Origin of the sequence: Paracoccus sediminilitoris (assembly GCF_003259195.1) — a bacterium.
Lineage (GTDB): Bacteria > Pseudomonadota > Alphaproteobacteria > Rhodobacterales > Rhodobacteraceae > Paracoccus > Paracoccus sediminilitoris.
The window spans coordinates 88,574-101,746 of record NZ_QJPK01000011.1 but is presented as its reverse complement, the minus strand read 5'-3'; the positions used below and the strand labels follow the sequence as shown (position 1 = coordinate 101,746).

Sequence of the window (13,173 nt, the reverse complement as noted above, 5' to 3'; positions counted from 1 at the left end):
ACAATGCAGATCCAGACGACAGCCTTGCCGGGCGTGACGGTCATTACCCCCGTCCGGTATGGCGACAGCCGCGGTTTTTTCAGCGAGAGCTGGAACCGGCGCAGTCTGGATGCGGCGGGATTGCATCTGCCCAACTTTGTCCAGGACAACCATTCCGTGTCGCGCCATGCCGGCACGTTGCGCGGGTTGCATTACCAGGCCCCGCCCCATGCCCAGGGCAAGCTGGTGCGTTGCGGGCGTGGGGCGCTGTTCGATGTCGCGGTGGATGTCCGCCAGGGCAGCCCGACCTGGGGGCAATGGGTGGGCGTGGATCTGAGCTTTGAGAACGGTCGCCAGCTGTGGATTCCGGCAGGGTTTCTGCATGGCTTCGTCACAAGACAGGACGATACCGAGATCGTCTATAAATGCACCGACCATTATGATCCCGACTGTGATGGCGCGGTGGCGTGGGATTCCCTTGGCATCGATTGGGGGGTCGACAGCCCCATCCTGTCGGACAAAGACCGTGCAGCCCCAGAGTTCGCCGACTGGCAGTCGCCGTTTTCGTGGCAGGCGACATGAAGCTGCTGGTCACAGGGGGCGCGGGCTTCATCGGATCGGCGGTGGTCCGACTGGCGATTGCGCGCGGCCACCGGGTGGTGAACCTTGATGCCCTGACCTATGCGGCGAACCTTCAAAATCTGGCAGCGGTCGAGGGAAACCCGGCCTATTCCTTTGAAAAGGCCGACATTCGCGACCGCGAGGCGCTTGACCGGATTCTGTCGCGACACCGACCCGACGCGGTCATGCACCTGGCTGCCGAAAGTCACGTGGACCGTTCCATCGATGGGCCGGCGGCCTTCGTCCAGACCAATATCCTGGGCAGTTTCCACCTGCTCGAGGCGGTGCGGAGCTATTGGGATGCGGCGGGACGGCCGGCAGGATTCAGGTTTCACCACGTCTCGACCGACGAGGTTTTCGGCAGTCTTGGACCCACGGGACAATTCACCGAAACTACCGCCTATGACCCGCGCAGCCCCTATTCGGCCAGCAAGGCAGCTTCGGATCATCTGGTGAGGGCTTGGCATGAAACCTATGGATTGCCGGTGGTTCTCAGCAATTGCTCCAACAATTACGGGCCTTATCATCTCCCCGAAAAGCTGGTGCCGGTGGTGATCCTGAATGCGCTGGCCGGGCAGTCGATCCCGGTCTATGGCGATGGCGGCAACATCCGCGACTGGCTCTATGTCGAAGATCATGCCGATGCGCTGCTGACGGTGCTGGACAAGGGCCGGGTCGGGCGCAGTTATAACATCGGCGGCGAAAACGAGGCGCGCAACATTGATCTTGTCCGCATGATCTGCGCCCATATGGACGATCTGCGGCCCGCCGCCGCCCCGCATGCCGATCTGATCCGCTTCGTGCCCGACCGACCCGGCCATAAACGGCGCTATGCCATCGACCCACCCGCATGCGATCCGAACTGGGATGGAGGCCTTCGGTCACGCTGGAACAGGGGCTGCGGCGAACGGTAGAATGGTTCCTGCAAAACGAGATTTGGTGGCGGCCCCTGCTGAACCGGCAAGGCGTCGGACAGCGTCTGGGGATGGCGTGATGCAAGGGCTTCTGGTCATTGGACGCACGGGCCAGGTGGCGCGGGAACTGGCGGCCCTGGCCCCGGACGCACGGTTTCTGGGACGCGACAAGGCCGATCTGGCGGATCCGCAGGCCTGCGCGGACGCCATCGGGAATGCGACCGCCGTCATCAATGCCGCCGCCTATACCGCCGTGGATCAGGCCCAGAGCGATCCGAAGATGGCCCACCGGATCAATGCCGATGCGCCCGCCGCCATCGCATTGGCGTGCCGGATGCGCGACATTCCCTTTCTGCACATCTCCTCGGACTATGTCTTTTCGGGCCAAGGAAGCGCCGCGTGCCGAAGACGCAGCCACCGACCCCCCTGAACGTCTATGGGGCGTCAAAGCTGGCGGGTGAACGGGCGGTGATGGAACAGGGCGGGCAATCGGCGATCCTGCAGACATCATGGGTGTTTTCGGGGCATGTGCGGAATATCGTGACGACCATGCTGCGCTTGGGGGCGTCGCGCGACAGCCTCTCGGTCGTGGACGATCAGGTGGGTGGTCCAACCCCGGCCGCCGACATTGCCGCCGCCCTTCTGACGATGGCCGCAGCTATGCGCGACGATCCTAGCAAGGGTGGCATCTTTCACCTGTCGGGCGCGCCAGACATTTCATGGGCGGGTTTCGCCACGCAGATCTTTCACGACGCGGGGCTGTCCTGCCGGGTCGATCCGATCCCGACCGCAGTTTACCCCACTCCCGCGCCTCGGCCGCTGAACTCGCGGCTGGAGTGCAGCCGCATCCGGCGAGCCTTCGGCATCGAGCGGCCCGACTGACGCCAGGCCTTGGGGCGCATCCTGAACGGCGAAAGGCAGCCATGACCGACCGCAAGGGCATCATCCTGGCCGGTGGCAGTGGAACACGCCTCTATCCGATCACGCTGGCCGTCTCCAAGCAGCTGCTGCCGCTCTACGACAAGCCGATGATCTACTACCCGATCACGGTGCTGATGCTGTCAGGCATCCGCGAGATCGCCATCATCACCACCCCCGAGGACCAGTCCCAGTTCCAACGGCTGCTGGGCGATGGCGGACAATGGGGGCTACGCTTCACCTATATCGCGCAGCCCCGCCCCGACGGTCTGGCACAGGCCTATCTGTTGGCCGCCGGGTTTCTGGACGGGGCGTCGTCGGCGATGGTTTTGGGTAACAACATCTTCTCCGGGCACGGGTTGCCCCCAATGCTGTTGGCCGCCGATGGGCGACAGACGGGTGGAATGGTCTTTGGCTTTCACGTACGCGATCCTGAACGCTATGGCGTCATCGATTTCGATTAACAGGGCGGTGTGCGGGCGATTGTCGAAAAGCCGTCCGTGCCGCCCTCCTCATTTGCGGTGACGGGGCTGTATTTTCTTGACGGCACGGCCCCGGATCGGGCGGCCAAGGTAACTCCGTCGGCGCGTGGAGAGCTTGAGATCACCACATTGCTTCAGTCCTATCTGGATGACGGGCAGCTGCATGTCGACCGGATGGGGCGCGGCTTTGCCTGGCTGGACACCGGAACCCATCAAAGCCTGCTGGACGCGGGGAATTTCGTCCGGACGCTGGAAAACCGCCAAGGCCTGCAATCCGGCTGCCCCGAGGAAATCGCTTTCGAATCGGGGTGGATCAGCCGCGAGGACCTGGTCCGCCAGGCCAGGACTTTCCGGAAAACCGGATACGGCGCCTATCTGTTCAAATTGCTTGATTGATCCTGATCAGTCCCAAAACGCTTTAAAACAACTCTTGCGATGGCATTAAAACAAAATAACAACTGAATAAATTTATTCGATTTAAAGAATTTTACTATCGTTATGATTTTAGCTATTTATTAGTATAGAGCGTAGAAAGAATAAGGCTTTTCACCTTGTCTTCTGATGATCTGGTACCGTCCAGGAACCGGATTGCCCGCAAGGCTGCCAAGCCAAGCGCATGTCGGATAAAGATAATGTTTCCAACTGGCCCATGTGGCGCCGGGGCGTAAGGTGATTCCTTTCGCCTTGATCATGGGGAATGTCGGAGATCGCAATCTTTAATCTGACAGTTCGACTGCAGGTCGGCCCGGGTGGGCTGGCCTTGAAGTCGCCGGGTCATGTCGGCGCCGGCTTTTAAACGAGTATCTTTTTTACGATGGAGGAAGACATGGCTACGATCGATGGAACGGTGAATCACGGCGATCTGATGGGCACCGATGGTGCGGACATCATCAACGGTGGTGACGGCGATGACCTCATCGAAAGAGGCGGGGGCAGCGATCACCTGAAGGGCGATGCCGGTGACGATATCATCAACGGCGGCGCAGGGGGTGATCCGGTCGAAGGCGGCGCGAGCCGTGATACCGTGATGGGCGACGAGTCCATCCGCGGCAATGACGGCAATGACGGCAATGACAACCTGTCCGGGGGCGTTGGCAATGACGTGCTGGACGGTGGCGCCGGCAATGACAAGATGTTCGGAGGCGACGGGCCGACCGCCTTGAAGGCGGTGATGGCGATGATCGCCTTAGCGGCGGCGGCGGCGGCGATGAGCTGAACGGCGGCCAGGGCAAGGACATCCTGGATGGCGGTGCCGGAGCGGACATGCTGACCGGCGGTGCGGGGTCCGACACCTTCATCTTTCAGGACGGTGATGGCCGCGACAGCTTTGTCGACTTCACCACCGGTGGCGACAGCGATGTCCTGCAGCTGAGTAGCAAGCTGTTCGACACCCCGATGAGCGCCCAGGACGTCATCGACATGTATGGCACGACGGTGGACGGCGTGGCCGCTCTGGATTTTGGTGATGGAGACATGATCATCTTCCAGAACATGACCGACCTGTCCGGCTTGGCCGCGCACATCGAATTCATCTGAGCCCCGGTCGATGACATATGGAACGGGCGGCATCGCTTGGTGCCGCCCGTTTTTCGTCATCCCCAGGCCAACGACTGAAGGCGTATCGTTCAGGGCGTTTGGAAACTCAGGCGCATCTCACCCCGAATTCCCGACCAGTCCGGGGTGGCGAAGCATGTGCAGCGACTGTTCAGGCCCACCCGCACATGATCACGCTGATAAGGGGGCCCTTGCCGGATGCGCTCAGACCTCGACCGTGACGGGGCCCATCGGGTTGGAACAGCAGGCCAGGATCCAGCCCTCGGCGATGTCGTCATCGCTGATCCCGCCATTGTGGACCATGTGTACATCGCCCGCGGTCTTGCGGATCTTGCAGGTTCCGCACAGCCCGAAGGTGCAGCCCGAGGGGATGTTCAGACCCGAGCGCTTGGCCACGGCCAGCACGGTGTCCGTTTCCGCGCAGGCGGCCGTCACGCCGCTGGCGGCGAAGGTGATCTGGGCGCGGGCATCCTCGTCGGGGGCGATATCCTCGATGACAGGGGCTTCGGCCTCGGTGGCGACGGGGGCACCGAAGCTTTCCTGGTGATATCGGTCCATGTCATAGCCAAGCGCGATCAGCATGTCGCGCACCGCCTGCATGAAGGGTTCTGGCCCGCAGCAGAAGACCTCGCGTTCCAGGTAATCGGGCGCCATCAGGCCCAGCATCAGCTGGTTCAAACGCCCTTGGTATCCGGTCCAGGTGATATAGGGCTCGGGTTCTTCGATGGTGAAGCGCAGCTGGACGCCCGGCACGCGGGCCGCGAATTGTTCCAGCCGTTCACGGAAGATGATGTCCGAAGGCCGCCGGGCCGCATGGACGAAGGTGATGTCGGCATTCTGCGCCTGGTCCCAGGCCCATGTCGTCATCGACATCATCGGCGTGATCCCCGACCCCGCCGAGATGAACAGGTATTTCGGCGCCATGTGCCGGTGGAAGCTGAAGATGCCGCCCGGCCCATAGGCCTTCAGCCGCATGCCCGGCTTCAGATGGTCCATCATCCAGCGCGTGCCGATCGAATCCGCCTGCGCCTTGGCCGTCACCGAGATCGACAGCGGCCGCGAGGGCGAGGACGAGATCGTGTAGGTGCGCTGGACGTTGCCCCCCGGAACCGGCAGGTCCAGCGTCACGAACTGTCCCGGTTGGTAATCGAACCATGCGCCCGAAGGTGCCCGGAAGATGAAGGTGGTCGTGTCGCGCGTTTCCGGCACGACCATGACGCATTCCAGGTGCTCGTCGTCGGACCAGGGTTCGACGTTCCAGTTCAGGCGGGGCTTTTTCATCGGATCACTCTGCGGCGTGCTGCATTCCAAGGCGGGCGGACATCAGGCCGCAATACCAATCGACGAAGTGGATGACGCCCGCTTCCTGGGTGGGGGAATAGGGGCCGGGCTGATAGGCGGGCGACAGGATGCCCTTCTGGTTTTCCTCGACCACTTGGCGATCCTCGTCATTGGTGTTCAGCCAGACTCGGGTCAGGGTCTCGATGTCGTAATCCACACCCTCGACCGCGTCCTTGTGGACCAGCCAGTGGGTGGTGACCTGCGTTTGGGTGGGGCTGATCGGCAGGACGCGGAACACGATGGCGTGGTCGGGCAGGAAATGGTTCCAGGTCGAGGGGAAGTGGTAGAGCATCAGGCTGCCCGCATCGTTCCACGGGATGTTGCCCATGCGCCGCGTGACGGCAGCCTTGCCGGACATGGTAAAGCTTTCCTGATTGTCCATCAGCGGCACGCGGGCCATGCGCCACTGCATCCGCGCATCATTGACGAAGCGCGACGGCAGGTTTGCGGCGTCGCAGCGGGACCAATGGTCCAGGATCTCGGGGCTGGCGGCGTTCGGCCCTTCCATCACCGTCATCAGCGGATCGTCGGAATAGGTCCGGCAGAGCGAGGGATGCGAACCGCCGCAGTGATAGCATTCGCGGTTGTTCTCCATCACCAGCTTCCAGTTGCCCTGTTCGGCGATGGTGCTGGAATGGGCGATCTTGGCATCCGCCAGCCCCGAGGGCGCGGCATAGCGCATCACGTTCTGCGCGAAATCGCTGATCGCCGGCGGAACATCGGCCAAGCAGATGAACACCATCCCCGCCAGATCGACGCAATGGACCGGCTTCAGCCCGTATTTCGACGCATCGAAATCAGGCCCCATGTCGCGGGCAAAGACCAGCTTGCCCGTCAGGTCATAGGTCCATTGGTGATAGGGGCAGACCAGCTTGGGATTGCTGCCGCTGGATTTGGCGCAGAGCCGTTGGCCGCGATGGCGGCAGACGTTGTGAAAGGCGCGCAGCCGACCGTCATCGCCGCGGGTGACGACAACGGGGCATTCGCCCACCTGCATGGTGACGAAGCTGCCCGTCTTGGGCAATTCGCAGGACGGCCCCACGAACAGCCATTCGCGGTACCAGATCTGGTCCAGATCGTCGCGATAGGCCTGTTCTCCGCAATAAAGATCGCGCGGCAAGGCGTGGTCGGGAAGGCGTTCGGCAATCAGCTGAGCAGTCGAAGGGGCATATGTCATGGCGCAGATCGTTCCCTAGGCGCTTGGCGGTGGCAGTGACCCGAACCTAGAAGCGCGCCGCGATCCGACGTGGCAGATTTGCGACATTCGGACCGCGGAAACAGACACGCGATGCAATTTACGATGCCACCAGCCCTGCCGCGCGCAGACGGGCCAGCTGTTCGCCCGAATGGGGGCCCAGTTCCGCCATCAGGGCGCGCAGTTCGGCGACCATGGCCGGGGGGCGGGCCAGGTTCACGGTGTGGAACAGGCCGGTCTTTTCCAGATCGCCGGTCATGGTGCTGGTCAGATAACCGTTCTGTCGCGGCACGACCCACATCCATCGGCCCGCCTGCGCATGATGGCGGGCGTGGCGCAGATCGACGAAGCCCTTGGCATCCTCGATCTGGTCCAGGCGGGGCATGTTGCGCCCCAGTTGGCAGGTGGTGCCGGTGCCCAGGATATCGACCTTGACCATATGGGGCGCACGCTTGTGGAACATCCAGTTCTTCCACCCATGCTGCCCCTTGTCGTCTTTGGCAACCCAGGCATTGCCAAGAAAGCCCAGCACGTTCCGATCGGCAGGCAGATCGTCAAAAAAGGCCATCGTCCGGCTGACGTAATCGGGCGGATAGAAGATGTCGTCGTCGATGGTGAAGACCATGTTGTCATCTGCGGGCCGAAAAGCGAACTTGCCGGCATCCTTCAGGTCGCGGTCGGGAATCATCGCCTCGATCCGGTCATCGGCGGCCAGCGCGTCGGGAATGCGATCATACCCGTTCAGGCAGATGCACAACCGGTCCACCTGCGGCAGGATCGAGGCGACGGTCTGCATCAGAATCCCCGCGCGCGGGGGAAAGGTCGCCAGATGGGCGCGGATCATGGGTCGGGCCTGTGATGTCTGTCCGATTGCAGCATGCCCGCGGGCGAATGGTCAGGCAACAGCCCGCCTCGCCTCAGTCCCAATAGGCGGCGGCCATGAAGTCGCGCTTGGCCACGCCCCGATCCAAGAGCATCTTGCGCGCAGCGCGGGCATCGGGCACACGCCCTGCGAACCAGACAAACCCGTCCTGGGGCAGATCGGCCTGCGACAGCGCCGTCAGCAGGTCGTGCCGGATGCAGACGCGGGGGTCATCGGCCAGGCTGCCAAGATCGGAGGGATCGGCATCGACGATTGCCCGGACCGGCCCCGGGACCAGGTCGCGCGACAGGTGCAGCATCCGCGCGATGGCCGGCAAGGCGGTCTGATCGCCGATAAGGGTCAGCGCCGGCACCTGCGGACACCACCCCCCGCCCGGTCCGATGATGCCCACCTGCGTACCGGCCCGGACGGTTTCGGCCCATGCGCAGGTCGGGCTGCCGTCATGGCGGAAGATGTCGAAATCCAGCCAATCCTGCCCCTGTGCCGCCACGGTATAGACGGGACGGTGCAGGGAATCATCGCCCTCGGGCCAGATCGTGCGCCCCTTGGCCCCGACCCGCGGCCAGACCGGATCGCGTCCCGTCGCGGGCAGCAGCAGGCGGAAATGCAGGCTGTCGCGGCCGAAACGCTCGGCATCGGGTCCGGTCAGGCGGACCCGCAGAAAGCCGGGGCTGGGATGGCTGACGCCCGCCACCCGCATCGGCGACAGGCCGGGGGCCAGCGCGCCTTCGTCGACATGATCCCATGCGACCTCAAGCCCTGCTTCGGCAAAGATCTCGGATGCGCTGTCCTGAAGATTGCCGATCAGACGCAGTTCGGGGGCCAGCAATTCGACCCGGGCGCTGTCGGATTCGGCGGTCAGCCGCAATTCGCAGCCCCAGACGAACAGGCTGAGCACACCGGGCGTTTCGGTCAGCGGCGCCTCCCACGCGCTGGCCCGGGCCTTCAACGCCGCCGCCGCAGCCCCCGAGGCCCGAGGAATGACGCCGACACGGCGGTGGCTGGACATGAGCGACATGGCGAAACCTTTCCTTTGCAGAAGGTGTGATATTCCCCACAAATTTTGTCAACTAATTTTGACAAAAAGCACGGCCCGGCTTTTGCAATTTAATGGAAGGATTTTTCAAAATACTTGGCAAAGCGCCCGCGCTGTCGTATGCCAAGCTGACGCATCAGGCGGTGGCACCCGATTCCACCGCAATCCGGAGGAACAGCATGACCGACAGCACCACCCATCGCCACGGCCTTCAGATCGACGGCCGGCTTGCGGATTTCATCGACACGCAGGTGCTGCCGGGCACCGACGTGCAGCCGGATGATTTCTGGAAGGGCTATGCCGATCTGCTGTCGGAATTCGCCGGACGGAACCGGGCGCTGCTGGATCAGCGCGCCGCGCTGCAGGGGCAGATCGACGACTGGCACCGTGCCAATCCCGATATGGACCCTGCGGCCTATCGCGCATTCCTGACCCAAATCGGCTATCTGGTGCCGGAACCTGCGCCTTTCAGCGTCGAAAACGGCAGTGTCGACCCCGAGATCGCGACCTTGGCCGGTCCGCAACTGGTCGTGCCGGTCAGCAATGCCCGCTTTGCCCTGAACGCGGCGAATGCGCGGTGGGGATCGCTTTACGATGCGCTATACGGATCGGACGTGATGGGGCCGGTGCCTTCGGGCGGGTTCGACACGGCGCGCCGTGATGCGGTGGTGGCAAGGGCGGCGCAATTCCTGGACGACAGCTTTCCGCTGACCCAAGGCAGCCATGCCGATGTGACGGCCTATGCCGCCGACGCGGCAGGTCTGCGCGCGACGGTCGACGGTCAGGACGTGGCCCTGGCCGATCCGGCGGCCTTCGTCGGCACCCGCACGGACGGCGCGGATACGGCGCTGGTTTTGCGTCACCACGGGCTGCATGTCGAACTGGTTCTGAACCCCGACCACCCCATCGGCGCGGCATCCGCCAGCGGGTTGCGCGACATCGTGATCGAGGCGGCCCTGACCGCCATCCAGGATTGCGAGGACAGCGTCGCCGCTGTCGATGCCGCCGACAAGGTGGCCGTCTATGGCAATTGGCTGGGCCTGATGAAGGGCGACCTGACCGAGAGCTTCGAGAAGGGCGGCAAGACCATGACCCGCCGCCTGGCCGATGACCGCCAGATCACCCGCCCCGACGGCAGCACGCTGACCCTGCCCGGTCGCGCGTTGCTGCTGGTGCGCAATGTGGGTCACCTGATGACCACCGATGCCGTGCGGATCGACGGTCAGCCGACCCCCGAGGGCCTGATGGATGCGATGGTCACCACCGCCTGCGCCATCCACGATCTGAAACGGACCGAAGGTCTGGGCAACAGCCGGGCGGGCGCGATCTATGTCGTGAAACCCAAGATGCACGGCCCCGACGAAGCGGCATTCGCCGATGAAGTCTTTACCCATGTCGAAAAGGTTCTGAGGCTTGCGCCCAACACCGTCAAGCTGGGCCTGATGGATGAGGAACGCCGCACCAGTGCGAACCTGGCCGCCTGCATCCATGCGATTCGCAACCGCATCGTCTTTATCAACACCGGCTTCCTGGACCGCACGGGCGATGAAATACACACCTCGATGCAGGCGGGCCCCTTCGTCGGGCGCGACGGCATGAAGACCTCGACCTGGCTGAAGGCCTACGAGGATCGCAACGTGCTGATCGGGTTGGCCGCGGGCATGAAGGGGCGGGGACAGATCGGTAAGGGCATGTGGGCCAAGCCCGACGCCATGGCCGAGATGCTGGAGGTCAAGATCGGCCACCCGAAATCGGGCGCCACGACGGCATGGGTGCCCAGCCCCACCGCAGCCGTCCTGCATGCGCTGCACTATCATCAGGTCGATGTCGCCGCGCGTCAGGAAGACCTGAAGGACGAGCCCCTGCCAGGCCTAGACCTGCTGCTGACGCCGGCGCTGGCCGATGGCCCGATCCAGCAGGACCAGGTAATGCGCGAACTGGACAACAGCGCGCAAGGGATCCTGGGTTATGTCGTGCGGTGGGTCGACCAGGGCATCGGCTGTTCCAAGGTGCCCGACATCGACGACGTGCAGCTGATGGAAGACCGCGCCACCTGCCGGATCAGCGCGCAATACCTGGCCAATTGGCTGGAACACGGGCTGATCACGCGGGATCAGGTCGAGGAAGCCCTGCGCCGCATGGCCGCCAAGGTCGATGACCAGAACGCAGGCGATCCCGCCTATCGCCCGATGGCACCGGATTTCGACGGGCCCGCCTTCAACGCGGCCCGGGAGTTGATCCTGACCGGCGCGGACCAGCCCTCGGGCTATACCGAACCGGCTCTGCACGCATGGCGGGCCAAGGCCAAGCGGGCTGCCTGATCTCTCCTCCGAAAGGTGAATGCGGGCGCCATTGCGGCGCCCGCGCCACCTGCTAAGCTGGTTCGGCAAATATCAGCGGGGCTTGGAACGGCATATGGCGGGAAAACGAATTGCGGTGGCCGGGATCGGCTATGTCGGTCTGTCGAACGCCGTCCTGCTGGCCGAACGAAACAGCGTCCGCGCGCTGGATGTGGATGAAAGCCGCGTCGCGATGCTGAACGGGCGGAAATGTCCCATCGTCGACGACGACATCTCGGATCATCTGGCCCATCGCAAGCTGGACCTGACGGCGACGACCGACCCCGCCGAGGCCTATCGCGACGCCGACGTGGTGATCGTCGCCACGCCCACGAATTACGATCCGGTGACGAATTATTTCGACACCTCCAGCGTCGAAGCGGTCATCGCAGACGTGATCCGGTTGGCCCCGCAGGCGCTGATCGTGGTGAAATCGACGGTTCCCGTGGGTTTCACCCGCCAGGTGCGCGACAAGATGGGAACAGACCAGGTCATCTTCAGCCCGGAATTCCTGCGCGAGGGGCTGGCGCTGCATGACAACCTGCACCCGTCGCGGATCGTGGTGGGCGAGGACAGCCCCCGCGGGCGCGCTTTTGCCGACCTGCTGGCCGAGGCGGCGCTGGACGACGACGTGCCGATCCTGCTGACCGGATCGACCGAAGCCGAGGCGATCAAGCTGTTCGCCAACACCTATCTTGCGCTGCGGGTCGCCTATTTCAACGAATTGGACAGCTATGCCATGGCTCAAGGCCTGGACAGCCGCCAGATCATCGAAGGCGTGGGCCTCGATCCGCGGATCGGGACCCATTACAACAACCCGTCCTTCGGTTATGGCGGTTATTGCCTGCCCAAGGACAGCAAGCAGTTGCTGGCCAATTACCGCGATGTGCCGCAGAACCTGATCGCCGCCGTCGTCGACGCAAACCGCACCCGCAAGGACACCATTTCTGAGGCAATCCTGGCGCGAAACCCCAAGGTCGTCGGCATCTATCGTCTGGTCATGAAGGCCGGTTCGGATAATTTCCGCCAAAGCGCCGTTCAGGGCATCATGAAGCGGCTGAAGGCCAAGGGGCTGGAAGTCATCGTCTATGAACCCGCGATGACCGAGGACAGCTTCTTCGGATCCGATGTCGTCGCGGATCTGGACCAGTTCAAGGCACGCGCCGACCTGATCGTCGCCAACCGCGTGACCCAGGACCTGCATGATGTCCGCGACCGCATCTATACTCGCGACCTGTTCGGGGCGGACTGACCGTCACAGCATCTGGCGCAGTTGCTGTTCGATCTGGCGGCGGCGCCAGCGCGATCTGATCTGCTTGGCGTACAGGTTTCTGGGCAGCAGGCAGATCGTTTCCTCGTTATGCTTCAACAGGAAACGGCGGGTGGCGGCGGCGACGCGGCTGTCGGCGGATGTCAGCGCAGCGACCGTCACCTCGACCTCGGTGATGTCCTCGATGTCGATATTGTCGAAACTGTTGTGGCGGGCGCGGTCCAGAAGGTCGGTGACGCTGCCGATATCCACGGAATCGCCCGATTTCAGCGGCCCCTGCAGGGTCGCCTCGCGCGGGGTCCTGTGCTGTTCGCGCGCGATCTCGGTCCGGTCGGCGACCGAGGAGATGCGTTCGCCCTGCGCCGTGCGCACCGACAGCATGATTTCCAATACATAGATCGGCTCGAACCCCAAATTGCTGACCAAGATGCGAGCCGACAGGTCGCGTGCGCCGCCCAGATGCACCAAGATTTCGGTCCGACGCTGTCGCCGCAGCCCGGACACGATGATGTGCAGATAGACCATCCAGACCATCGCCGTGACGGTCGCCATTCCCGCCTGGACGATCCCGCTGTTTTCGGACACCTAGTCCCACATGGCATTTCCCCCGCCTGACCCCTTGCACGGTTTGCGGGTCCCAA

The 13,173-nt window shown here is 63.4% G+C and carries 9 protein-coding genes and 4 pseudogenes; 8 read left to right on the top strand and 5 right to left on the bottom strand.

Translation table 11 applies throughout. The annotated features are described in order from the left end of the window. Positions 1-3: 3 nt before the first annotated feature. From rfbC to DKT70_RS11115, 6 genes and pseudogenes are all read left to right on the top strand, one after another. On the top strand, positions 4-561 hold the full coding sequence (gene rfbC, locus DKT70_RS11140; protein WP_111559200.1) for a dTDP-4-dehydrorhamnose 3,5-epimerase: 558 nt from the start codon (positions 4-6) through the stop codon (positions 559-561). Beyond that, positions 558-1,594: pseudogene (gene rfbB / locus DKT70_RS11135) on the top strand (dTDP-glucose 4,6-dehydratase). Before rfbC ends, rfbB begins: the two are co-directional and overlap by 4 nt. Then, a pseudogene (gene rfbD / locus DKT70_RS11130) lies at positions 1,594-2,396 on the top strand (dTDP-4-dehydrorhamnose reductase). Before rfbB ends, rfbD begins: the two co-directional pseudogenes overlap by 1 nt. A gap of 41 nt (positions 2,397-2,437) precedes the next feature. Continuing rightward, a pseudogene (gene rfbA / locus DKT70_RS11125) lies at positions 2,438-3,310 on the top strand (glucose-1-phosphate thymidylyltransferase RfbA). 418 nt (positions 3,311-3,728) lie between these two features. Next, a complete protein-coding gene (locus DKT70_RS11120; RefSeq protein WP_111559199.1) occupies positions 3,729-4,130 on the top strand; it encodes a calcium-binding protein in 402 nt (133 codons plus the stop codon). Next, positions 4,106-4,450, top strand: a pseudogene (locus tag DKT70_RS11115) (calcium-binding protein); the annotation flags it as partial. The gene DKT70_RS11120 and the pseudogene DKT70_RS11115, both read left to right, overlap by 25 nt. A 222-nt stretch (positions 4,451-4,672) precedes the next feature. On the opposite strand, the gene DKT70_RS11110 reads toward DKT70_RS11115, so the two are convergent. The 4 genes from DKT70_RS11110 to DKT70_RS11095 form a co-directional block, all read right to left on the bottom strand. Further along, positions 4,673-5,749 carry a hybrid-cluster NAD(P)-dependent oxidoreductase gene (locus DKT70_RS11110; RefSeq protein ID WP_111559197.1) on the bottom strand — a complete coding sequence of 359 codons (1,077 nt, stop codon included), beginning with the start codon at positions 5,747-5,749 and terminating at the stop codon, positions 4,673-4,675. A gap of 4 nt (positions 5,750-5,753) precedes the next feature. Then, entirely contained in the window at positions 5,754-6,986 is a 1,233-nt protein-coding gene (locus DKT70_RS11105) for an aromatic ring-hydroxylating oxygenase subunit alpha (protein ID WP_111559196.1), read from the bottom strand. 118 nt (positions 6,987-7,104) lie between these two features. Next, a complete protein-coding gene (locus tag DKT70_RS11100) occupies positions 7,105-7,848 on the bottom strand; it encodes a hypothetical protein (protein WP_111559195.1) in 744 nt (247 codons plus the stop codon). 73 nt (positions 7,849-7,921) lie between these two features. Then, a complete protein-coding gene (locus DKT70_RS11095) occupies positions 7,922-8,905 on the bottom strand; it encodes a siderophore-interacting protein (RefSeq protein ID WP_111559194.1) in 984 nt (327 codons plus the stop codon). Positions 8,906-9,102: 197 nt separating this feature from the next. Here DKT70_RS11095 and DKT70_RS11090 point away from each other — a divergent pair, with 197 nt between their 5' ends. Beyond that, positions 9,103-11,244, top strand: a complete 2,142-nt coding sequence (locus tag DKT70_RS11090) for a malate synthase G (protein WP_111559232.1) — start codon at positions 9,103-9,105, stop codon at positions 11,242-11,244. Between the two features lie 94 nt (positions 11,245-11,338). Continuing rightward, on the top strand, positions 11,339-12,514 hold the full coding sequence (locus DKT70_RS11085) for a nucleotide sugar dehydrogenase (RefSeq protein WP_111559231.1): 1,176 nt from the start codon (positions 11,339-11,341) through the stop codon (positions 12,512-12,514). Between the two features lie 3 nt (positions 12,515-12,517). Here DKT70_RS11085 and DKT70_RS11080 read toward each other — a convergent pair whose 3' ends face one another. Next, positions 12,518-13,117, bottom strand: a complete 600-nt coding sequence (locus tag DKT70_RS11080) for a hypothetical protein (RefSeq protein ID WP_111559193.1) — start codon at positions 13,115-13,117, stop codon at positions 12,518-12,520. Positions 13,118-13,173: the final 56 nt, after the last annotated feature.

Excerpts from the sequence above, each read along its gene's own strand:
- DKT70_RS11105 (WP_111559196.1), bottom strand. The coding sequence starts at position 6,986 with ATGACATATGCCCCTTCGACTGCTCAGCTGATTGCCGAACGCCTTCCC.
- DKT70_RS11100 (WP_111559195.1), bottom strand. The coding sequence starts at position 7,848 with ATGATCCGCGCCCATCTGGCGACCTTTCCCCCGCGCGCGGGGATTCTG.
- DKT70_RS11090 (WP_111559232.1), top strand. The coding sequence starts at position 9,103 with ATGACCGACAGCACCACCCATCGCCACGGCCTTCAGATCGACGGCCGG.
- DKT70_RS11110 (WP_111559197.1), bottom strand. The coding sequence starts at position 5,749 with ATGAAAAAGCCCCGCCTGAACTGGAACGTCGAACCCTGGTCCGACGAC.
- DKT70_RS11085 (WP_111559231.1), top strand. The coding sequence starts at position 11,339 with ATGGCGGGAAAACGAATTGCGGTGGCCGGGATCGGCTATGTCGGTCTG.
- DKT70_RS11120 (WP_111559199.1), top strand. The coding sequence starts at position 3,729 with ATGGAGGAAGACATGGCTACGATCGATGGAACGGTGAATCACGGCGAT.
- DKT70_RS11095 (WP_111559194.1), bottom strand. The coding sequence starts at position 8,905 with ATGTCGCTCATGTCCAGCCACCGCCGTGTCGGCGTCATTCCTCGGGCC.
- rfbC (WP_111559200.1), top strand. The coding sequence starts at position 4 with ATGCAGATCCAGACGACAGCCTTGCCGGGCGTGACGGTCATTACCCCC.